Below are 21,664 nucleotides of genomic sequence, written 5' to 3'. Positions count from 1 at the left end.
TATCATCAAGGATGTCCTTTTGTCAGAAAAACAAAAAAAAACTAGACCTAAAGGCTTAGCAACAATGAATCTTTATGCGCTTTTATCCATCGCATCTCATACACGAAGTGTTTTTTAATTCTTTTAGTAATAATAATTTTGCTTCTTGGATTGCACCTTGGCTTTATTCAATATGGTACCAAGGATTTTAGCTCCTACTTTCTCGAGCTGTTCTTTGGCGCGCAGGGCATATTCCCGCTTAACTTCCCGTGCAGCCAAGACAAGGACGACACCATCTACCAACTGGGCTAGAATTGAAGCGTCTGTAACGGGAATGACTGGCGGGGAATCGATAAGCACGAAATCATAGGTTTGGGTTATTTCATTCAAAATGTGTTTCATACGCCGGGAATCTAGAAGCTCGGCAGGATTCGGGGGGATTGGACCGGATGTCAGGATATCTAATCCTTCGTGTGGAGTTTTAACGATAAAATCAGAAACGGGTACATCTTCTGCCAAGGTGATAGTTAGCCCCAACAGATTAGATAGCCCGAAGATCTTGTGCTGTGACGGATTACGCAAGTCAGCATCAATAATGATGACGTTTTTTCCGGCTTGGGACATGCTGACTGCAAGATTTGCTACGATGGATGATTTACCTTCCTCGGATCCAGCGCTAGTAAAGAGGATACGCCTGATTACTTTATCGGCATTGGCAAACTGGATGTTCGTACGTAGGGTGCGATAGGCTTCCGCTGTCAGGGATTTAGGATTGTCTAAGGTTCTGAGATTATATTCTCGCATGGTCTCTCCTTTCTAATTTTGTCATACCGATAATCGAGTATAACTCCCAACACCGACAGCCCCAGGAGTTCTTCTGCTTCCTTACTGCTGCTGATCGTGTTGTTCAGATATTCGAGCAAAAGGGATAGCCCGAGGGCTCCTATAAAACCTGCTATAAAGGCGATGAGAATATTCACGATCTTGTCCGGCTTGACTGGAGCAATGGGGGCCACGGCTTTGTCGACAATGCTGACTGAATCGACTTTTTTGATCTCCATGACTGCCGCTTCGAACTTCCGCGCTACGCTATTGGCGATATCTGCAGCTAATTGAGGGTTTGTATCTGAGACAGTGATCTGAAGGATTTCTGTCTCATTAATTTGACTAACGCTAATATTTGAATTCAATTCGTCTTCGCTTAATCCTAAATTGAGCTCGATGATGACCTGTTCCCTTACAGTTCGGCTCTTGGCGATTTCGCCATAGGTCTTTGCAAGCTGCCTATTAGCCTCTAGGACATTATTTTCCAAAAGCTGTCTGGCAGACTGTTCCTCTAAATCGATAGCTTTCTTGCCCACGATGAGAGTAGTTGAGGATTGATAGACCGGCTTGAGTACATAAAAACTAATCCCGCCGCTGATCAAAGCCGCCGAGAGGGGAATGGCGACGAGGATCAACCAGCGTTTTTTAATGACTTCCCAAATTTTTCTCAGGTCGATTTCCTGTTCCATTCTTTCCTCCTCATAATGTCAAAACAACCAAGAAATACACTTAATAGTTATTTGTTATTTGTTGTCTGTTATTAGTTATGCCTGTCCCGTTCCTTTTATTCTCTGTATTTTTTAATTACTTCACTTTAGGCTCCCTGTATTAAGATGCTGAATCTAGGTTTTTACTTATCGAGAAGATCCCTCATTGCTACCGCTGGCAAAGAAACTGCGTATTTTTTCTCCCGCATTTGCCTTGAATCCCCAGCCTTTTCCTTTATTACGAAAGGGAGTCATTGTTTGTTCCTTATTCAGGATCTCCAATCCTTCACCTCCTAAAATAGCCTGAGGATTCGTCTTAAAGTAACGCTCAAAGTACTGGGGCCCAACTCTCTGGGAAAAGTACAGGAGTGCTTTTTTATACCTGTCCTCATGATGATATGCAAAATGGGCATCTGTCCCGATCAGTTGTACCAAGCCATTTTCCAGTAACCAGTTGGCTAACTTAAGTGGTCCCCGGCCGAAAAGTCCTTCCAAACTTCGCAAATCCACTTGCAGAAGAACCCCATTGTTTTTCCACTTTACCAGAAGTTCTGTTGCTTCGGCTAAATAGCCGTAGCGTTCAGGATGCGCCAATACGGGAACAATTCCTTGCACTTGTAATTCAAAGATCACTTGTTCCGTATAACTGGGCAGTACCTGAATCGGGAGTTCAAAAAGAAGATATTTATGACTATCGGCCATAGTAAGAATTTTATTTTCCTTGAGATATCGAGGTAATTCTGGAAAAATATAATTTTCAGCTCCAGGGAGTACTTCTATAGGGATACCCTCCCGTTCCAATTCAAGGTTCAAACGGACTGTCGCCTCTCGGATAACCTTGGGATCCAGGAATCTACGTCCCTCAAGTACATGTGGAGTTGCAATAACCTTCTGAAAGCCTACCTTGCTCAGTTGACGGGCTAAAATCAACGACTCATCCATTCCCTTTGCTCCGTCATCAATTCCCGGCAGGAGATGACAGTGGACATCAATCAAAAACTTCTCTCCTTTCTAGCTTAAAAACTTTTGCGCTAAAAATCATTGAGCATTAGCAAGCGCTTGCTCTACCACTTTCTGAACACCATTTAGATCAGGTTCATAATAATAAACTACTGCACCGACAAGGGGATCTTGGGCTGAAATTCCCTTGCCGGGAAGTTGATAATATTGTATTTCATTCTCTGTAATCCCCTTGAAGTTTAGTCCCATGGCAGCCATCTCTGCAGCAGACATATTTGTATCGATTAAATCTTGGTAGACTATATGAATAGTCTCCGACAGTTTCGAAATATTTGAGAGGTTAAGCATCGTATTGGCCAAAGTAGAAAGAAGATAAAACTGATTGCACTGCCGATCAAAATCTCCATTAGGTAAACCATATCTTGCCCTGGATAACCGTAGCGCTTGATCTCCTGACAGATGGTTTATTCCGGCAGATAAATGAATCCCGCGAAGATCATCATTTACTGCGTTAGGAAGATTAACCTCAATCCCTCCCACTGCATCAACGGCTTTTTTAAAACCTTGGAAGTCAATTTTTACATAATAATTAATCGGCACACCAAGCAAATTACTTACCGCTTTAACACTTTCCAGTGTTCCTTCACGGACTCCCCCCTGCTCTTCACCTACCGCATTGGCATGATTGATCTTAGTTAATCCCACATTCGGAAGATTTACACGCGTGTCGCGCGGGATTGAAATCATAGCTACGTGATGCGTATCCACATTGGCTGTAACGAACATTAATAAATCCGAACGCGCAACTTCATTCCCTCTATTATCTGTTCCCAAAACAAGTATATTCACTTGGCTGTTCGCTTTTTGAGTCTGGTCTTTTTTGTCATTCGCACTCATTAATGAATTTGCCGGTTCAGAAATAACCCCCGCATGGTGAAGTGTATTCCATTCCCAATAATAAGCTCCTGCTCCTATAATACCGATAATCATCAGAAGTAAGCATGATATTACAATTGCCTTTTTCATCTGGCCCCACTCCTAAGTTCAAACAACTTATTCCATTCTAAGCCAGACTCTCCAAAAATATTCCATTGTAACAAAAAAGAAAAAAGCACTGCCAATGGATTTAGCAGCCTTTTAAGGAATATGGCTTTTTGTCCATCTAATTTTTTGCGTTCTGTCAGACGGACTTTCATACAACTACGTGTTCTTCAAGAAAGGAAGAGACAAAAAAAGGCACAAGAGAGGCCTGACGGCCTCACTAGGGTTCTGTCCCGTCCCCGTCCCCGAGGTGTCGTTTATATTTTCCAAGGAGAGTGTTGAGCGATGTAGGTGTCCAATATAGCGCAAGCCCAAGGATTAACACGGTAATATTAGAATTTTCTAGTTCAATTTAAAATATGCAAAAGCTTGATTATCCATTGATTTAAATAATGGATAATTGAACTTGTATATCAAGTATTTTGAATAATCATTAACAAGAATAAAAGATAAATCATATACCTGTATTGGATATGATTTCCATGGAAAGGAGTTAAATGTAAGAATAATGGAAAAACCTCACGTTCACGACTTTTATAATGAAACCACTTTTGATTTTGGACATTCCCATCGAATGTACGGTATAACAGGATATGATATACCTTACGGCAGTTCTCATGTCCATTCTTATAATGGGGTAACAACCGTTGACCATGTTCATGTCCACTATTTCTCCAGGACTACCGGTCCCGTAATACCATTACCCGGCGGTGGCCATACTCATCAGTACCACGGTACTACTTCATTTGAAGATGGCCATACCCACAATTACAATTCCTTAACGGGAAATGAAAAATACTCCTGGCTCTTCTAAATTAACTTATGCCAGAAAGTTTATACTTTCTGGTTAATTTACACATTTTCCTCCCAAAGTCAAAAAGACCTTTGATGTGAACAAATACCGCAAAGGTCTACTCCTACCGATCCACAAATAGGATTCAGGAAATCACCTGTGATCTTTTTGATGGAATCTGGGGCAAGGAACCTATTCAAAATAAGTACTCTGTTTTTACTATTAATCGATTGGCAATTTAACAGGTTTCATTTTCTTTGCCTATTATTATACTTAATCAATATCTACTATGTTCGGGCTAAGGATAACTGTCCTTAGCCTGTAACAGAAAATAAGATTAGTACCAATAACTACGTCTCCATAACCTTCCAAGTGCGAAACCTGCAAATAACGGAAAGAAAAACATTATTAAACCTCCCTCTTGCCTTATATTTCCATATGCCTATTATATGTGTTATTAAGATAATCCGTTAAAAAAGAGCATGATATCTCACTTTTCATTTAGCATTCATTTGCTCTTTTGGGTTTACTCTTGTGCGTCTTATTCCAGTAAAAAATTTGGCCCCCTATGCCGGGAGACCTTTTTTGATATATTTTGATTTTTACATGACAGAGCTTTTACTAGACTCTGATTCTTTCTCCGGGATATCATTTTTACATAAATATTTATTTATATGTAAAAAATATATTTGTTCAATTATAATTTTGGAGGTCAAATAGTAATGGATGAAAAAAACAAGAATCTCTTAGAATTAGCAAAAAAGGATATGGAGGTAAGCGAAGAAATCGGCGGTTTAAGAAGTCAAATAACTGAAATAGAAAATACTATGAATCAACTAAAGCAGTTTCCTTTTGGTAACATCAGTGGGCAAAGTGCTCCTAATAATCAAATTATTCAGCAAAGCCAGCAGGCTACCAGTCAATTGCAACAACAAATTCAGAACTTCAGAAATCAAACCCAGCAACAGAAACAACAGGCTGATCAACAATTACGTCAAGCTATTCAGAATGCAATGAATGCTTTATCACAGGCTAACCAACAGATTCAAGCTCATCAGGTCCTTGAACAGATGAGCAGCCTTATTGATCAAACACAGACACAGCTGCACCAAATGACTCAACAGAGCCAAAATATGATTTCCGGTCAGCAACAGGGTCAACCGTCTGGACAATCTCAACAAAATATGCTTGGTCAGAGCCATTAATTAACTTATAAAAATATACTTGGTCACAGAAAGGGGTTCGGTATTTACTTTTGCCGGACTCCTTTTTATAGTTCAAATTATATAAGTGTTTTTTTACCTGTTACATTAGCTTCTGATCATTCTGAAAAAAATCTTTCCAAGGGTCATTGCCGTCAATTCTCAAAAGCGCATCCACGATATTGATGCCATCGGGGGCAATTGTGTCAAGTTCGTCCCACGCAATAGGCATAGACACCTTGGCCCCTTTTCTCGCTCTCAAGGAATAGGGGGAAATACTAGTAGCGCCTCTTCCGTTTCGAATCCAGTCGATAAATATTTTATTAGTTCGCTTAGCCTTTCTGACATTGCTGGTATAGCGGTCAGGCCATTTTTGCTCCATCACTTCGGCAACGCGCTTTGCAAAATCACGAAATGCCTCCCAGGAAGCAGAAGGTTTTAACGGGACGACCACATGATAGCCTTTACCTCCGCTGGTTTTGAGATATGCGTTCAACGAAAGCTCGGCAAGAATACTTCTGATGTTCCGTACCCCCTGACGCACCCTGCTTAGATCCATTCCTTCATCCGGATCCAGATCAAATACCATCATATCTGGCTTTTCAAGTTCGTCGACTCGGCTTCCCCAGGTATGAAATTCCAGTGTGCCCATCTGGGCTTGGGATAAAAGCCCGGATACGTTCTCAATATAAAAATAGGCTTCGGTTTTTCCATTACCGGTGGGGACGGGCATTGTAACAACTCCCTTGCTGTCCGAGCCGGGATGTTTCTTGTAGAAGCATGTCTGCGATATTCCCTTGGGACAGCGCACAATACTGAGGATCCTGTGCGCAACATACGGCAGCATGCGCTCTGACACCTTTTCGTAATACCGGATTATATCCGCTTTGGTGATTTCAGGGTCGTCAAACATCAATTTATCCGGGTTTGTAATCTTTATTCCTCCGATGATAATACCGCCACCGTTTGCTTCCATTGACCTCTCCAATTCCTTGATGGGTGATTCCCTCTTTATATCTCTGGGATTCTTATCCGTCCGCAAGCCTTTAAAGCTTGCCTGCCTTAACAGATTATCCTCGGTCCATTCGGCAAATTTGATTTCTGCAACCAGTTCGGGCTCAATCCAGGTTATTTTTTCATTTGCCCTTGGCTTCGGCGCAAGTTTAAAAGGCGATTCCGCCTTATTTAAGCTTAGGAATCTTTCCTCGAGCTCTTTCATATTGCGTTCGCTTAAACCCGTTCCGGCGCGTCCGGCATAGACTAGATCCTCACCTTCATAGACCCCAAGGAGAAGAGAACTTACTCCGCCTGTTTTTTTGTCCGAAAGCGTATATCCTCCAATGACGAATTCTTGCCTTTTATCGCACTTCAGTTTGATCCAGTCACCATTCCTCGTCCCGCTGTAGACAGAATCATATTTTTTGCCGACTATTCCCTCCATACCTGCCTCACAGGCTGCAATAAAACTTTCCTTTCCGTTTCCTTTGACATGCCGGCTATAGTAGAGGCCTTTTGGTGCATCCTTCATCAAAGCTTCAAGCGCTTCTTTTCTATCAATCAAGCGGTTTCCCCGAAGATCAGCACCATCCAGCGCAAGCAGATCAAAGACAATATATGTCAGGTTTTGAGCCTTGGGATTTTTCATATAATTCTGCAGAGCCTGAAAATCGGTCTTGCCCGATGCGTCCGTAATTGTCATTTCGCCATCCAGAATCATCGCCCTTCCGGCAGCCAAATTGATGAGAGAAGTCGCGACATTCTGAAACCGCTTTGTATAATCATGGCCTTTCCTGGTAATCAGACGGACGCTGTTATCTTCCACAAACGCCAGAATCCGATAGCCGTCATATTTCAACTCATAGAGCCAATCCTCGCCACTGGGAACCGTATTTACCAATTTAGCGAGCTGCTCGTCCGCTCTATTGAAGGGGTTCCTGGTGATTTTACCCTCTTCACCAGCCTCAATTTCCGCCATCGTGCGTCCAGTCGTGATGCTGGTGGTAAATCCAGAAATCCCGGTGTCGGTTTTGGCGTATTCATCTTTTTCTTTGAGTAAAAGCCAGTTAACCTTGGCCTCACCGGCCTTCTCTTTCAAACGAACCAAAGCCCATTTTCCCTTCAGCCGTCTTCCGTTTAGTACAAATTTCAACCCGCCTTGTCGAAGCCCTTCATCCACATTTACATGCGGTTCCCATAAACCTTCATCCCAGAGCATGACCACTCCGCCGCCATATTCCCCTTTGGGAATCGTCCCCTCAAAGTTCCTGTATTCAAGAGGGTGATCCTCCACCTGTACAGCAAGCCTCTTATCATGCGTATCGTAGGATGGACCCTTGGGCACCGCCCAGCTCAAAAGAGCACCGTTCCATTCCAGACGCAAATCATAGTGGTCCCTACGGGCCATATGGTGTTGGACGACAAATCTTAGATGCTCTTCTGAATTTTCTGTTTTGCCTTCCGGTTCCAGCGTTCTTGCAAAGTTTCTTTTTTGGTTGTATTCACTGAGTTGACCAGACATACAATTACGCTAATTCCTTTTTTTTTTGGCCTTCTCAACGCTGACCTTAAGGGCCTCCATAAGGTCAATGGCTTTGCCGGTATTGCCGGCCTCCGCAGCGATGACCTCCTTGCCGGAAATTCTTGTTTCGATGAGCATGCGGAGTTCCTTCGGTATTCGTCTTTGTATTTTGCGACGTCAAAGAGTGTGTCCATGGAATTGATCAGCGTTTTGGCCATATTCAGTTCTTGCTCGGATATATCCCTTAGATGAACTTAACAACTCAAAATAATTTTGGAAAGTATAATACAAAACTACCCGCTAATGTCGCCCCGATAATATCAAATATTAAATCAACATCGGTGTCAATTAACCCTCTTTGTTTTTTCGTTTTAAATATCATATCCGCTGTAAATTCACAAAGCTCGAAAATAACACCGATAAGAGCTCCTAAAGCTACTACGAAAACAAAAATAACGCTGTTTGGAGACATGACCGGTTTTAATGTCCTGATAATAATCAAATAGAGACATAATGTAAATGCCATTGTTCCAAAAAGATGCAGGTATCGGTCAAAATACTTTGTCTTATAGTAGAGCCGAAGATTCTCCCCAAAATAAAAATGAGCAAAGATGGTTATGGTCACAAGTATTAGGACAAAATCATATATTTCAAACCCAAACTTATTTTCCAGCCAAATAAAAAATAAGAAGCCAATATAGGTAATAATAAGTCCCAGCAAAATTTTAAGATGTTTTCGGGCCAAAAAACTTCTTACAGTAATTAAGATTAAGGTTGAGAATAATATCAAAGATATTATAGGTATTCTCATTATCTGCACCCTTAAAGATTTAGCTTTATTACAATTATTAGCATCTCCTGCAAACGATCCAATTACTCATAAATTACTCTCATTGATCTTGCCAGATAGGTTGATTTGAATAGTATAATTATTCAAGAGTGAAAACGGACGGAAAAAGCTCGGACAATAAAGAAATTATTTTAGATCCTTACCTTTTTCTTAAGAAGCTGAAAGGGCGGATGGTTATTTTCAATATAGAAAATGTTCATCTCACCGTTGTTTTTCTTTTTTTGTTTGTGCATTTTCAAGATTGTACGAAAGTGACGAGGACTTTCTCTCAACCGTACCTCTATCAAAATATTTTTCTGTCTTTTCTCCACAAATTGGCTCTGTCAGCAGATCTGCCAGTCCCTTAGCAGACTTCTCAACAGAACCTACTCTTCAGCAAAAATCTTCTTTACCACGAATGTCAGAAACTAGTAGAAAATGTCGTCCTATCATAACGATGAGGTAATTGCAAGCAGATGAACCGTCCCCCTGCTTTCTTTTTCTACCTCGAAATCCACACCCTTTAGAACATAAAGTTTCTTGTAGGACTTTTGCAGCCCTTTCACTTCAATTGCTTTTTCTATCCCGATATCCCCCTTTTTTATCCGTAACCTTTTTCATAGCCTTGTTAACTTCTTGGTTAACAGATTCTTGATAGATGTCAGCGTAAGTTTTTGAATCTTTGATTAGATCATCACAGAAAGCCGCTACGTCACTGCCCGTCACTTCGAGCACGCCTTTTCCCAAGGCTGCGCCCTCTTCAAAAAGATCAACAATCCCCGAGAGCAGACTCGTTCCTTCGGTTAGCTCAACAGGGCCGACCTTAAAGAAATATTTTTGGATCTCTTTATAAACAATCTGATAATCTTGCGGGAGTTCTTTGACACGCGCCACGTGCGCTCGCCACTCTTTTTTGCCTTCGATGATATTTTGTATTCTCATATTATCCTCCTATTTAACTAATTTTTTAGCGATATTGTTGTTGAGTTGCTTGCGCCACTTGTCACGATAAGACTTTGCCCCTTCTTCGCCGGCCAGCGCTGAACAGAATCCTTTGATATCGTCACCCAAAACCTCTTGGACACTCTGACCGTCCGCCGCTGTTTCTTCAAGCAGGCCAAGCACACCGTCAAGAATTGGCATGAGGTTGCGACCGGTGAAATCTGAGTGCGGCCAAAGATTGGGCTTGATTTTTTTCCATGCCGCTTGATAATCATCAGGCAGCTTTTCGGCTCGCAATTCAAAAATTTTCATTTCTTTAGTCATGTCGCTGCCTGTGATCTTTTCCCAAAAATTCATTATTTCCTCTCCTTTAACTCGTTAATTTTTGATGATACGAACTCCCACTTTTCCCAGAACTTTTGCAGTTCCTCACGTCCCGCATCGTTGAGCGCAAAAAACTTTCGCGGAGGCCCCATGTCGGATGGTTTTTTGGTAATTCCCACCAACCTTTTTTTCTCAAGCCGCACCAAGATGGTATATACTGTTCCATCCACGACGTCCGAAAATCCGAGAGCGTTCAGCCGCCGCGTAATTTCGTATCCGTAGGTTTCCCCTCTGCTGATGATTTCAAGGACGCAGCCTTCAAGCACCCCTTTGAGCATTTCCGTTAGGTTTTCCAGAAAAATCACCTCTTACTATTCTGTATAATCGGAATAAAGTACTACTTACTACTGGTATATAGTATCACATGATAGCATGGTTATCAATAAGTTTTTAAGAACCAAAATATCTTCCAAAGTAATGTGTGTATTCATTTCTTTTTGATTACGAAAACAGTACTCGGTATTGTTTTGTATAGGAATGACATCAGTCTAATTAGGACAAACACCGTGGAATTTAAGTCCGGCATGGCGGCGGATGTGGAGTGAATTAGGGCAAAAACTACCAAGGCACTCTACGAAATTAAACGTAGGTGCCTTGTTTTATTATGAGCAAACTGGAATTTAACCTATTTTACTAATTTCATCTGTTATCAATGATTTTGAAATATACATTGCTTTTATCATTTTCATGAAGCGGGTATGGTGAGAGGTGCGCTCCTCAAATTTAAGCTGTGCTTTTTTGCATTTGCTAATAATTGAAGATACGGGGTGTAATGCTTTGATCAATTCTTCTTTTGTATATTTGTCAATAACATTTTCATGTGTTATCAATAATTTTGAAATGCATAATGCTTTTATCCTGTTCTTAAGGAGAGTGTGCTGAGAGGTACCCACCGCAAATTTTGGCTGTGTTTTTTCACACCTGCTGATAGTTGAAGATACAATTTGTAGAGCTTCTTCCAATTCCTCCTTTGTGTAACTCACTATAACGTCACCCCCGATCATTTTAACATGAATGCCCCGGCCTGCGATGGGTCTTAATCGCATTTCCAATCGATCTTTGCCGGGTTTGGCTCGTTCTCCACGGCAACGGCACGCAGGGCAGCTTCCATACGTTCGCACTCTTCAGCAGCACATTGCTCGATTTGTCCCCACGGCACAATTGTCCCAAGCTGATCATAAGCGACCGCTATCGCTCCATAAAAAGCAAGCCCGATACAATGCCGTGCTGAATGAATGGTCGATGCGCATTGGCCTATTGTCCTCGCCGCTGCCTGTGCAACAGGATTTCCGTCTGCTTCACGAGCAGCTGCATGACACTCAAGGATTGCCGATTTCGCCTGGGGCAGTTTGATGCTACCTGACAGCCACTTGCGGGCAGCATTTAAAGCATTTTGCGGACGAAAGTCATCCGGATAGTTCTTGCTCCACAGCGGCACTATAACACGCTCGGAATAATCAAGCGCCCAAGTCGCAAGGGTTGCCTTGCTCTGGGTTTCAATTAATTTCATAAGCGACTGAATATATGGTGCCTCCCAGTTGCTTAGCATTTTTCGTAATTTTGGCATACTCATCCTCCTTGTTTTCTGTCCTTTTCTGAAATCTGTTTTGCAGTGATTTTTACTCCTGAATTAGCATCCGCAAAATTGCCAACATATTATCTTTTTTGGCACAACGTGAAATCCCTTCTCTAATTTGATGTTTTCATAGATATGCTTTTTAAAAATGATACTTTTTAAAGAGCAGTGAAGCATTATGTCCACCAAATCCAAAACCGTTTGAAATAGCATAATTTACTTCATGTCTGATTGCCTTATCGGGCACGTAATCCAGATCGCATTCCTCATCCGGGGTGGTCAGATTGATCGTAGGGGCGACAACATGAATAAGCTTAAAAACGAACGGGGCACTCTACGAGAATTTAAATGTAGGGTGCCTTGCTTTGTTTTTATTGTTATTTTCTTTTTCCTGTTATCGAGACAAAGTGCATCAATCCTTAACGCCTAGTACTTCGTATTTTTTAATGGTGTAAGTTACAGATATTCCATAAACAAAAAATGCTAGCAGACTTGCTATTATTGTAGATGTTCCTTGTGTCCAGGGGGCATTAATAGTGCCCTGTGCAGAATTGATTGAAACTAATATTACCCAAACAATAGCCCCGTAAATACAACCAAGCAACCAAAAATTCATTTTAGCTATACTCTTTATGACTTGCATTATAACCATTAGTAAAAATCCAACAGCCTGCCCAGCAAGAATATGGATAATTAGTTGTCCAAAAGTTATTTTTGCACCAAGAGTAGAAATACCAAGGAATTCTGATGCCGCAATTATTGCAGCTTGAACAAGGGAAGCAATCAAAAATCCAAGGGAATATTTCCAGTACATATTAGACACTCCTTTTAGGAGTTATCTTACCCTTACATAAGATTCTTATTCAATTTTACAAATATACATTGCAGAACGCTTGCCAGTATTTATGACTTTAAGATTGCCAAACTGATTCATCAATTCATCTTTTATGTTCTTGATGAAGCTGAAATAGTCTCCCCCTTCCAGCCATTCCGCAATGTCGGTAATCAATGAACGGTGTTCGTTATAGTCAAACAAAATAGCGGTATACTTGGCAATTCTTTTCATCTCATTATAGAGGGTTATCCTCTCCTTTAGCATAAGCCCGTGAGCCACGTAAGATGTGATGGCCAGATCAAAACTTTGATCTCTAAAAGGCAACCCCTTAAGCACGTCGCCATGAATAAACCGAATACTCGGTCCAAACGGTTTTGTTATCCCGGTCTTTTTAGCAGCAATGGCGAGCATGGCTTCGGCGGGATCGAGCCCAGTCACCTCCACACCATATTCCAGGAGCACCTTGCATAGTGCTCCTGTTCCGCATCCTATGTCAATGATGCTTTGGTAGGTGGAAAAATCCAACTCTTCTTTGATATTATTCAAAACATGACGGTAGTTCCTCACTTGCCAATTAAAAAAAAGGCCATAAATAGCAGCAATTTTATTAAATAAGAATACTTTTTTTTCCATATGCAAATCCTTTCTAGTTCAAGCAGTGCTGCACTTTTGAAGCAAGTCATACTGCTCACGAATGTTTTGAAGTTTATCTATTCTTCCAATGCTCGCAATAACAGTACCAGCAGGCCGAAATCTAGATAAATTGCGCAGCTTGTCCAGCGGCTGATTGAGAAAGTCACCGTTTATGAGGACAAATTCACCGTGGAATTTAAGTCCGGAATGACGGTGGATGTGTAAGATTGAGTCTGAAAACGAACAAGGCACTACCATAGCCCTGATCAAAAGAATTCATTGGGAAAACCCTCTGATTTCTCCTGAGAAAATTCATGAGCGGCTGGTTAACCTTGGTATTTCTGATGCTCCCGTGCCCAACACCATTGCGAAATATATTGGCAAATCACCAAAGACCTCAAGCGGAAAACAGATTCAGTCGTGGAAAACCTCTCTTAACAACCATAAAAAGGGCATCTGGGCTATAGATTTCTTTGTTGTCCCGACTTTGTATTTCAAGGTACTGTATGTACTCATTATCATAAGTCATGACCGCAGGAAGATCAAACATTCTGCCGTCACTTCCAATCCATCCTCTGCATGGGTAGCACAGCAGATCAGGGAGGCAACGCCCTATGGCGCAACACCGGAATATTTGATTCATGACAACGATACCATTTTTACCTTTGCTTACTTCCAGCAATTCCTCAATAACACAAATATTAAATCCAAAAAGACTGGCTATCACTGCCCCTGGCAAAATGGTATTTGCGAAAGAGTCGGTGGTATCCTCCGTCGGGAATTGCTTGATCATATTATTCCGTTTAATGAAAGGCATCTTGAATATTTGCTTAGTGAATATATTAATAGATATTACAATCCTTCAAGGACGCATCAGGGTATTGAATGCCAGACACCTATTCCGTCAATTGAATGGCCTGTTTCCACTGTAGCTGATACGATTTTGGTTTCTGATCCTGTTCTTGGAGGATTATATCACAATTACAAGAAACGGGCAGCTTGATTTTTATTATCAATCAACTGATTGAGTTGGTTCACCTGGATCAATGTTTTTTTTGCTATGCGCAAAAATAGCAGGTCCTGGATCCAGACGCCAAAACGTCTTTTTATTGCTGTCATTTTTTGTGCTACTTTTGCAGGCTACACCTTTGTCTGCTGGCGGATTTATTAAGTGATTTTTCGATTTATAATGATTTAAGTAATCTTATATGCTGCTTTCGAATACACCTGCTCTAAAACTTTTTCGCAAAGCACTTATATCTTTAAGTGGTGGCTTTCCAAAAAGTCGCTTATATTCTCTAGTAAATTGGGATGAGCTTACATAACCAACTTCCATGGCAGCAGCAGTAATATCCAAAGAATCTCTCAGCATTAGGCGTCTTGCCTCTCGAAGACGAAGCTCTTTCTGATATTGTAATGGTCCCATGGTAGTTACAGCCTTGAACTTATGGTGAAGGCTTGAGACACTCATATTATTTAATTTTGCCAGCTCTTCCACAGTAAAAGTGCAGTTATAATTTTTCTTGATCCAATCTATAGCCTTACCTATTCCATCCACCTGCTGTTCAACAAGCACCTGCTGAAAAAATAAGTATCCATACTCTCCAGTCAATAGACGATATATCATTTCTCGCTTAATAAGCTCCGCCAAAAAGTAATTATCTTTAGGTCTGTCACAGAGCTTCAAAAGTCTTATAAATAAATCCAGCAGTTCTTCATCTGTTTTTCCTGCGAATGCTCCTAAATAAAGTTCTTTACTATTTATATTAAGTTTAATATGTGCATCCATCACTACAGAAGCAATTTCACTTGTAGTAAATTCAATGTGTAAGCCAATAGACGGCGATTCTTTTGAGGCTCCTATGACTTGGATTCATAACTCCTGGAGTTATAGGAATTTCATGACTGTGCCTAACAATAGAAAGAAACGGAATTATTGTTCTAGTGATTCCATCCTCTTTAGTAATCTTCTCTGCCGTTTCAATCATAGTATACAATGCCTTCTGCTTGGTAAATTCACTCTCTTCAAATAATATTTCTTTTTTTATACTCTCCTTTTGTTCTAGCACTTCTTTCTCACCCAGCTTCTATTCGAATAATAATGACTTTAGCTCACATCATTTCTCTAACTCAATGATTATAGTTCTTAAGATTATTATAAATATTATATCAAAATTTTTTTATAGCAGGTATTTGTATTTGTACTTTGCAGGATTAGGCAAATTTTAAGCATGTTCTTTATATTTTATTTCAATTTTTATTGCAATAATATAGCTATTCAGATATGATTTCTGAATGATTAAATCTTGAGTAAGAATGAGGTATAGAGAGATGAAACAAAGAACTTGGTTTATAACAGGTATTAACAGCGGTTTCGGACGGCATATGACTGAACAACTCCTTGAGAGGGGCGATAAAGTTGCTGGTACTGTCCGCGATATGAATTCGGTGGATGATCTTAAGGCTAAATACGGAGAGCTTTTATGGGTGTCGCATTTAGATGTAACTGACATACCGGAAATTTATGAGGTTATCAACAAAGCTTTTCAGCAGCTTGGAACAATTGATATCATTGTCAGCAATGCTGGTTATGGTCTTTTTGGTGCAGCTGAAGAGTTTACCAATGATCAAATTATCCATCAGATCAATACAAACCTCGTCGGTCCTATTCAGTTAATACGAGCCGCTTTACCCCACTTGCGCTCTCAGAACAGCGGACGAATTATTCAACTATCTAGCGTAGCCGGACAAGTCGCCTCACCCGGAGGTTCCTTATATCATGCAACCAAATGGGGTATTGAAGGATTTATTGAAGCATTAATGCAAGAATTAGCTCCCTTCAACATCAGTCTTACACTTGTGGAGCCAGGTGGGGCTCGAACTAATTTTTTGAAGGGCAGCTTAAAATTAGCTGACAAGCTAGATGCTTATGAGACTTCCCCGGCATCATTTATAAGGCGCGTTGTTGAAAATAATGCGGCTGCACCTTTAGGAGATCCTTTGAAAATGGTAAAAATAATGATTGACAGCGTTGACCGGAATCCAGCACCGAAGAGAATTGTTCTCGGCAGCGAGTCATATTATGCAATTCATCAGGCACTCTCCAGTCGTATCGAGGAACTAGAGTCACAGAAAGAGCAGGCTCTTTCCACTGATTTTCCTTCTACTAAATAAAACGCAGGAGGGACACTATCCATTGATTGTATCATATTGGTTTAATACAAAATTAAGTACAGTTCTTGCTGTCAATAGCCCTACTTCTTTAGAAACCATGAGCTATATTATTTAAAATGCCCTATGTCATCTATGAAATGCCCAAAAAAATCGAGCCAAAAAACGTAATTTTTCGGCTCGATTTTTGCTTAATTTTTGCTTCAAAATGACTACATATAGTGGTCAACCTGTCTTATTTGCCCTTAAAACTACTATTCGTCATCAGAATTACCATCTCAACGTGGATGGAGGTGAAACAGCAACATATCAAATTACCCTTTTCTGACAAGTTGCGTGACCACTTCTGTATGCCTTGAGTAGACAAAAAAGATGTCGCACCCCTCTGGTACCCCCTTAGAGTTAAGTAAATTTTCCCGTTTCTAAAGTAACTATCTATGAATATGATCATTTATAAAAGAGCCTTAGATCTTAATTATTCTCAAACTCAATATCTTCGTTTACTTTTTCGTTAATATCAATTCTTGTTTGAATATCAAGCTTATTAACCAGCCAACCATTTAAAGTACAATTTTTAATGAATTCATCAATCCTATTAATACCGTTGATTTCTTTTAAGGTAACTATAACACCAAAACGAATACCTCTCCCATCCTTAGGATCTAATCTATTGTTTGTTTTAATTTCCATTCCCCAGTTCTTATTGGTGTATGATTTCTTTGGGCTCATTCTATCTTTCGGTTTTTCCACAACATATTTCACGTTGTCCCATTTTCTAAATCGGTCCCTCGCTTCACCTTCAAGAAGATAATTTTTTTCAGTACTTAATGCTTCATCTTGATTCTGCTTATCGTTGTTGATTTCATTTATTTTTCCATCATTTTTAATTCTACCAAAATGAAGGTTAAGTTCAGTATTAGTATAATCAACACCTTGTGTTCTATCACATATCGGGAAATAACACATAGTCGCTCTGGCGATATAAGGATATTTATCATCTTTTAGGGGAATCGGAAAATGATAATTATAAGTATTCCACTTTTCACTTACATCTGACACCAAAAACTTAATCTCATTATCTTTCGTTTGAACGATATCTCCTATCTTAATAGGTACAACGCCGTGTCCATAAAGTGCAACCTCTTCCGGAGTTGGATTTTCATTCCAATCCCTTGCTGCATCAATAAGCATTGCTTTAGCAATCTCTCTGTTTAAACCTAAAATATCAATTAAATAGGATAGTTTTCGAGCAATCCAAGGAGCCGCAAATGAAGTTCCTGCAACATTTGCAGCCCCTAATGGTTCACAAACCTTAATATATTGCTCCTCACTTCCACCATAATAACTGACATCTGGTTTTGCAAAAAACGATAATGCCAATCCTTTTCTAGCATACTTTGTTGATAAACCTTTTTTAGTCACTGCATTAACCACCATACTGTTTATTGAATCAGCAGGCGATCCTATTTTCACAATATTAATATTAGGTTTATTTGTTCCTGCCACAACAAAAATAACATCATTTTCATACTGAATCTGATCTAATATCGCAGCTTCTGCAGAAATAAAATTATCATTAACTTCTTGATTGCTCCCAAGTGAGATATTCCATACCTTTATATCTTTATTATTAGCAATAATTTCTTTTATTTGTTTTATAATTGTAAAAGAGGAGAATTTCGAGCCAACTGCAACACCAAAGTGTCGCACTCTAAATCTGCCACAACCATCATCCAACCATGGGTTTAGCCTTGCACCATCTACTATAAGGGAAGACACAGCCGTACCATGGCGATAGTCACCTGTACTTTTTGGAATACTATCATCAACCATATCACGATATTCAACCCATTCACTAAAATAAACGTGTTTATCAAATAAGGTATCGATAACACCAATAGTAGGTTCAATAGTCGGAGAGGGTATGTACAACATGCCTTGCTTATATTCCTCAATAAAATCTTCCGGAGATAATTCTGCTAAGTCCTCGGTTGCCATTGAAACAAGATAAGGAACTTTTTCAAATAAAAGTTTTAACTGATTTTCGTCTAAAAATACTGTCTGGTTATCTAATATTTTACTCGCTAAAATATCAATTCCTATAGCTTCAAATAATTTTTTTGTATCTGTGCCAGTATCATATAGAGTAATGATGCTTTGATTTAGTTGAGGTGTTGCCATCTCTACTTCAAAATCATCTATATATGAGACATCTGCTATTACTTGTTTAAATACAGATTTATTTATGGGGAGATGTTCAAACTGAATAGTTCCTGCAATTTTCTTTTTCTCATTGCCAAAAATCTTCTCATTATCAAAAGTGCGTTTATCAATACTTCCTTGAAATTTAGTATTCAACACATGCCTTGTTTTCGAAAGCAAGTCAATGCTTTGCTCTAAATCTATAACATTTAAAAAATAAGTAATAATATGCTTGCTCTTTTCTTCATTGAATTTGGCACCAACAATAGCGTAATTAGAATCATTCCCTCTAAACAGCCCAGAAATCCGATTGCTTTTTGCAACTATTTTATTATAATGGACGCTAATTAATATGCCTTCAAAAGGCTTTTTTTCTTGCTTCCAAAACTCTTCAATCCGACTTATTTTAGATTGCAATTTATTTAATTGCTCGCTTGTTACTGCTTTTTTACTATTCATGGCAGCACCACCGCCACCACCACCTTTTGACGCTTGAACAAACCGCTTACCTTTCAATTCTAATACATTATTCATCAGCGTTTTCCACCTTATTTAACTTCCTAGAAACGGTGCTTTTGGATTCACCCTTAAGTTTTTCTATTTCTCTTACTGTAAAACCTTGTATATGAAGTTGTTCAAGGTCAGTTTGGTCAAGATTACCAACTAAATTATTATAAAGCCTTCTTAAATAATCATGCTCGAGATTGGTATCACCGAATGCCAAAGATGTTTTTATGATATTTATTAATTCTCCAGGATAAGGCAGTTTGTCGGATATTTCCAATATCTTTTTAAATAACCTTGTATCCTTTGAAATACCTTTAAAATTCTTAATAAAAGACGAGAAGTAATACTCAGCAACTTCAATCAAGTCTTCTTTGCTATATCGGTTAAAATTAATCACTGCATCAAAACGCCTTGTTAGCGCTTTATCAAAATTTGTATATAAATTTGTTGTTGCAATAATTACAATTTCTTTATTTAAATCAGTTAACCTATCGAGTTCTCTTAAAATCGTCGAAGTAACTCGGCCCATTTCTCGTACATCATTACGATTAATCCTATCCAATGCAATCACGTCTATTTCATCAAATAAAACAACAACTTTATTTGAATGTGGAATCATATTTATTTCTGAAAACACGCTTATAATATTCTTATTGGTTTGACCTAACTTACTATCAATTAGGTTATCAAAGTCAACATAATATAGTGTTCTATCAAGTAACCGAGCTACATGTTTGGCTGCCTCGGTTTTCCCACTACCTGGCAAGCCTTCGAATAAAAATTTATTTATCCCTATATTGTGGTTGACCGCATTAATAATACCTTTTATATCATCAGATATATCTATAGGTAAATTTAGCGGAGCCATTCCCCTGATATCCAGTTGCTTTAAAAATTCACTTTCAAAATCACTAGCTTGCGGAGTATACAAATTTGACTCTGCAATCAGGCTCATAATGTATTCAGCTAACTGATAGTCACCAATACTGTCAAAATATCTTGCTATGCTTATGGATTCGTTTCTAAACGCATTTTCATTTCTTTCAACATGGTATTTTATCAAGTTTAAAACATTTTGCTTTTTCATAATGTTGACCTCCATTCTCTTTTCCATCATACCATATATCGGGACATAAGTATATATGTATGGGACATAATATCAAAATATATTTTTCTTTGTAATCATTTCAGAAGACTTTTCTCCTGTGACAATCCATCTGTGCGGTTAATCAGGATGTAGGCATCATAAACCTGGATCCTATCAACTTCATTCCTGATTATGCTTTCATCATAAGCTCTGTCCTGGCAGACAGCCTCACTCAGGGTATCAACTACCCAACCTTCATCCAGAGTAGGTGAGTGAGGGCAGGTGTCTTTGCCTTTCTCAATCCTTGTCGCACAGCGCCAAACAACCTTGCCACGTTCTATTCTTCTTCGATAAGATGCACCGCAATTGTCGCATACCAGCAAATTCCCCAGAAGATATTTGCCGTTATACTTGGTAATGCTGGATTTTACTGTGCCATCCACTTCATGAATTAATCTTGCGCGTCTGGCCATTTCCTCCTGAACCTTATCGAAAACTTCAGAAGAAATAATGCCAGGATGGCTGTTCTCTATATAAAACTGATCTCTTTGCCCCACATTTTTACTTTTTCTGCCTGTTATAAAATCTTCTGTGTATGTTTTTTGCAGCAAAGAATCACCCTTGTATTTCTCGTTCTTCAGAATCTTTTGAACAACTGCTGTTGCCCATGCTTCTTTCCCTGTAGCGGTTTTAATCTGATGTCCTTCCAGGTACTCTTTTATTTGCTGTAAGGTAGCTCCCTCTAAATACAATTGATAGATTTTCCTTATGATATCGGCCTCTTCCGGCAGAACTACCCACTCATCATTGTCACGCCTATAACCCATGGGGATTTTGCCGGCAAAATCATCTCCTTTTTCAAATTTACGTCGATACCCCCACTGAACATTTTCACTCAAATTATGACTTTCTTCCTGTGCCATAACCCCATTAAAAACAATATCAATTTCTTTTTCGTCTTCAATAGAATTCAAGTTTTCTTTCTCAAAATAAACATTAATGCCTTTTGCTTTCAAGCTCCGGATAATCGTCAGCATATCTAATACATTTCTGGACAATCTGCTAATGGACTTGGTAATGATATAATCAATTTCACCACGATATGCCTTCTGAAGCATTTCGTCCAAGCCATTACGCTTCTCTTTTCTAAGTCCACTTTCGTAATCATAAAACACACCTGCAAAGTCCCATTCGGGATTCTTTTGAATCAAATCAGTGTAATACCTAATTTGAAGATCAATACTGCTCTGCTGGCTTTCCATTTCGGTGCTGACTCTGCAATATGCTGCTACTTTTAAGTTTCCTGTATTCTTATTTAAACCTTTTGCCGGAATAAACCTAATCTTTTTCACAAAAATATCCTCCTTCGTTTCAGTTATCTTAAGAAAAGGAGCGTAAAAAACGAAATCGCTTTTACGCTCCAAGGTTTACTTATTGTCAATCCATTGTAACATTAACGATTTAACGTTGCAA

23 protein-coding genes and 3 pseudogenes are annotated in these 21,664 nt (G+C 39.4%); 5 read left to right on the top strand and 21 right to left on the bottom strand.

From position 1 onward, the window contains the following. Positions 1 to 123: 123 nt before the first annotated feature. From AB3489_RS04755 to AB3489_RS04740, 4 genes are all read right to left on the bottom strand, one after another. The gene (locus AB3489_RS04755; RefSeq protein ID WP_020492660.1) at positions 124 to 783 is read right to left on the bottom strand and encodes a CpsD/CapB family tyrosine-protein kinase; all 660 of its coding nucleotides are present in this window, start codon (positions 781 to 783) and stop codon (positions 124 to 126) included. Further along, positions 756 to 1,493, bottom strand: a complete 738-nt coding sequence (locus tag AB3489_RS04750; RefSeq protein WP_020492659.1) for a YveK family protein — start codon at positions 1,491 to 1,493, stop codon at positions 756 to 758. The genes AB3489_RS04755 and AB3489_RS04750 overlap by 28 nt, the downstream gene beginning before the upstream one ends. A gap of 165 nt (positions 1,494 to 1,658) precedes the next feature. Continuing rightward, positions 1,659 to 2,507 carry a tyrosine-protein phosphatase gene (locus AB3489_RS04745; protein ID WP_119774502.1) on the bottom strand — a complete coding sequence of 283 codons (849 nt, stop codon included), beginning with the start codon at positions 2,505 to 2,507 and terminating at the stop codon, positions 1,659 to 1,661. 42 nt (positions 2,508 to 2,549) lie between these two features. Next, positions 2,550 to 3,497, bottom strand: coding sequence for an LCP family protein (locus AB3489_RS04740; protein ID WP_083916802.1), 948 nt, complete (start codon positions 3,495 to 3,497; stop codon positions 2,550 to 2,552). A 523-nt stretch (positions 3,498 to 4,020) separates the two neighbouring features. Here AB3489_RS04740 and AB3489_RS04735 point away from each other — a divergent pair. Together AB3489_RS04735 and AB3489_RS04730 are read left to right on the top strand one after the other, a co-directional pair. Next, on the top strand, positions 4,021 to 4,326 hold the full coding sequence (locus tag AB3489_RS04735; protein ID WP_083916801.1) for a YmaF family protein: 306 nt from the start codon (positions 4,021 to 4,023) through the stop codon (positions 4,324 to 4,326). Between the two features lie 701 nt (positions 4,327 to 5,027). Beyond that, entirely contained in the window at positions 5,028 to 5,510 is a 483-nt protein-coding gene (locus AB3489_RS04730; RefSeq protein ID WP_020492655.1) for a hypothetical protein, read from the top strand. Positions 5,511 to 5,610: 100 nt separating this feature from the next. On the opposite strand, the gene ligD is transcribed toward AB3489_RS04730, so the two are convergent. The 12 genes and pseudogenes from ligD to AB3489_RS04670 all read right to left on the bottom strand — a co-directional run bounded on the left by ligD (position 5,611) and on the right by AB3489_RS04670 (position 13,224). Further along, positions 5,611 to 8,025, bottom strand: coding sequence for a DNA ligase D (gene ligD / locus AB3489_RS04725; protein WP_026156554.1), 2,415 nt, complete (start codon positions 8,023 to 8,025; stop codon positions 5,611 to 5,613). A 9-nt stretch (positions 8,026 to 8,034) separates the two neighbouring features. After that, complete coding sequence (locus tag AB3489_RS04720) at positions 8,035 to 8,163, bottom strand: hypothetical protein (protein WP_020492653.1); 129 nt, start codon at positions 8,161 to 8,163, stop codon at positions 8,035 to 8,037. 124 nt (positions 8,164 to 8,287) lie between these two features. Next, positions 8,288 to 8,836, bottom strand: coding sequence for a hypothetical protein (locus AB3489_RS04715; protein WP_131929835.1), 549 nt, complete (start codon positions 8,834 to 8,836; stop codon positions 8,288 to 8,290). Positions 8,837 to 9,351: 515 nt separating this feature from the next. Next, a pseudogene (locus AB3489_RS04710) lies at positions 9,352 to 9,438 on the bottom strand (ABC transporter ATP-binding protein); the annotation flags it as partial. Continuing rightward, positions 9,422 to 9,796 carry a DUF1048 domain-containing protein gene (locus AB3489_RS04705; RefSeq protein WP_020492650.1) on the bottom strand — a complete coding sequence of 125 codons (375 nt, stop codon included), beginning with the start codon at positions 9,794 to 9,796 and terminating at the stop codon, positions 9,422 to 9,424. The pseudogene AB3489_RS04710 and the gene AB3489_RS04705, both read right to left, overlap by 17 nt. Positions 9,797 to 9,805: 9 nt before the next feature. Beyond that, positions 9,806 to 10,153 (bottom strand): DUF1048 domain-containing protein, encoded by a 348-nt coding sequence (locus AB3489_RS04700; protein ID WP_020492649.1) that lies wholly within the window; start codon positions 10,151 to 10,153, stop codon positions 9,806 to 9,808. After that, positions 10,153 to 10,485 (bottom strand): PadR family transcriptional regulator, encoded by a 333-nt coding sequence (locus tag AB3489_RS04695; RefSeq protein ID WP_020492648.1) that lies wholly within the window; start codon positions 10,483 to 10,485, stop codon positions 10,153 to 10,155. The genes AB3489_RS04700 and AB3489_RS04695 overlap by 1 nt, the downstream gene beginning before the upstream one ends. A gap of 315 nt (positions 10,486 to 10,800) precedes the next feature. Beyond that, a complete protein-coding gene (locus AB3489_RS04690) occupies positions 10,801 to 11,166 on the bottom strand; it encodes a hypothetical protein (protein ID WP_085958643.1) in 366 nt (121 codons plus the stop codon). A 50-nt stretch (positions 11,167 to 11,216) separates the two neighbouring features. Beyond that, positions 11,217 to 11,747 (bottom strand): putative immunity protein, encoded by a 531-nt coding sequence (locus AB3489_RS04685; RefSeq protein WP_020492647.1) that lies wholly within the window; start codon positions 11,745 to 11,747, stop codon positions 11,217 to 11,219. A 151-nt stretch (positions 11,748 to 11,898) separates the two neighbouring features. Next, a pseudogene (locus AB3489_RS04680) lies at positions 11,899 to 12,060 on the bottom strand (beta-ketoacyl-[acyl-carrier-protein] synthase II); the annotation flags it as partial. Positions 12,061 to 12,168: 108 nt separating this feature from the next. Next, positions 12,169 to 12,570, bottom strand: coding sequence for a hypothetical protein (locus AB3489_RS04675; RefSeq protein WP_034382451.1), 402 nt, complete (start codon positions 12,568 to 12,570; stop codon positions 12,169 to 12,171). A 45-nt stretch (positions 12,571 to 12,615) separates the two neighbouring features. Continuing rightward, on the bottom strand, positions 12,616 to 13,224 hold the full coding sequence (locus AB3489_RS04670; RefSeq protein WP_020492646.1) for a class I SAM-dependent methyltransferase: 609 nt from the start codon (positions 13,222 to 13,224) through the stop codon (positions 12,616 to 12,618). Between the two features lie 135 nt (positions 13,225 to 13,359). On the opposite strand from AB3489_RS04670, the pseudogene AB3489_RS04665 reads away from it, so the two are divergent. Both AB3489_RS04665 and AB3489_RS04660 read left to right on the top strand, forming a co-directional pair. Next, positions 13,360 to 13,449, top strand: a pseudogene (locus AB3489_RS04665) (DNA recombinase); the annotation flags it as partial. Continuing rightward, positions 13,442 to 14,227 carry an integrase core domain-containing protein gene (locus AB3489_RS04660; RefSeq protein ID WP_083916800.1) on the top strand — a complete coding sequence of 262 codons (786 nt, stop codon included), beginning with the start codon at positions 13,442 to 13,444 and terminating at the stop codon, positions 14,225 to 14,227. The pseudogene AB3489_RS04665 and the gene AB3489_RS04660, both read left to right, overlap by 8 nt. Positions 14,228 to 14,428: 201 nt before the next feature. On the opposite strand, the gene AB3489_RS04655 is transcribed toward AB3489_RS04660, so the two are convergent. Both AB3489_RS04655 and AB3489_RS04650 read right to left on the bottom strand, forming a co-directional pair. Beyond that, positions 14,429 to 15,049, bottom strand: coding sequence for an AraC family transcriptional regulator (locus tag AB3489_RS04655; protein WP_243103606.1), 621 nt, complete (start codon positions 15,047 to 15,049; stop codon positions 14,429 to 14,431). Continuing rightward, positions 15,045 to 15,293, bottom strand: coding sequence for a hypothetical protein (locus tag AB3489_RS04650; protein WP_243103603.1), 249 nt, complete (start codon positions 15,291 to 15,293; stop codon positions 15,045 to 15,047). Before AB3489_RS04650 ends, AB3489_RS04655 begins: the two co-directional genes overlap by 5 nt. A gap of 262 nt (positions 15,294 to 15,555) precedes the next feature. Here AB3489_RS04650 and AB3489_RS04645 point away from each other — a divergent pair, with 262 nt between their 5' ends. Beyond that, positions 15,556 to 16,398, top strand: a complete 843-nt coding sequence (locus AB3489_RS04645) for an SDR family oxidoreductase (RefSeq protein ID WP_026156553.1) — start codon at positions 15,556 to 15,558, stop codon at positions 16,396 to 16,398. Positions 16,399 to 16,866: 468 nt separating this feature from the next. On the opposite strand, the gene AB3489_RS04640 is transcribed toward AB3489_RS04645, so the two are convergent. The 3 genes from AB3489_RS04640 to AB3489_RS04630 form a co-directional block, all read right to left on the bottom strand. After that, the gene (locus AB3489_RS04640; RefSeq protein ID WP_020492642.1) at positions 16,867 to 19,131 is read right to left on the bottom strand and encodes a S8 family peptidase; all 2,265 of its coding nucleotides are present in this window, start codon (positions 19,129 to 19,131) and stop codon (positions 16,867 to 16,869) included. After that, on the bottom strand, positions 19,124 to 20,191 hold the full coding sequence (locus tag AB3489_RS04635) for an ATP-binding protein (RefSeq protein WP_026156552.1): 1,068 nt from the start codon (positions 20,189 to 20,191) through the stop codon (positions 19,124 to 19,126). Before AB3489_RS04635 ends, AB3489_RS04640 begins: the two co-directional genes overlap by 8 nt. A 95-nt stretch (positions 20,192 to 20,286) precedes the next feature. Continuing rightward, positions 20,287 to 21,543 (bottom strand): recombinase family protein, encoded by a 1,257-nt coding sequence (locus tag AB3489_RS04630; protein ID WP_020492640.1) that lies wholly within the window; start codon positions 21,541 to 21,543, stop codon positions 20,287 to 20,289. Between the last annotated feature and the right edge of the window lie 121 nt (positions 21,544 to 21,664).

The organism is Dehalobacter sp. TBBPA1, assembly GCF_040931655.1.
Classification (GTDB): Bacteria; Bacillota; Desulfitobacteriia; order Desulfitobacteriales; family Syntrophobotulaceae; genus Dehalobacter; species Dehalobacter restrictus.
The sequence above is the reverse complement of the archived record's forward strand: the minus strand, read 5'-3'. Positions and strand labels throughout refer to the sequence as shown.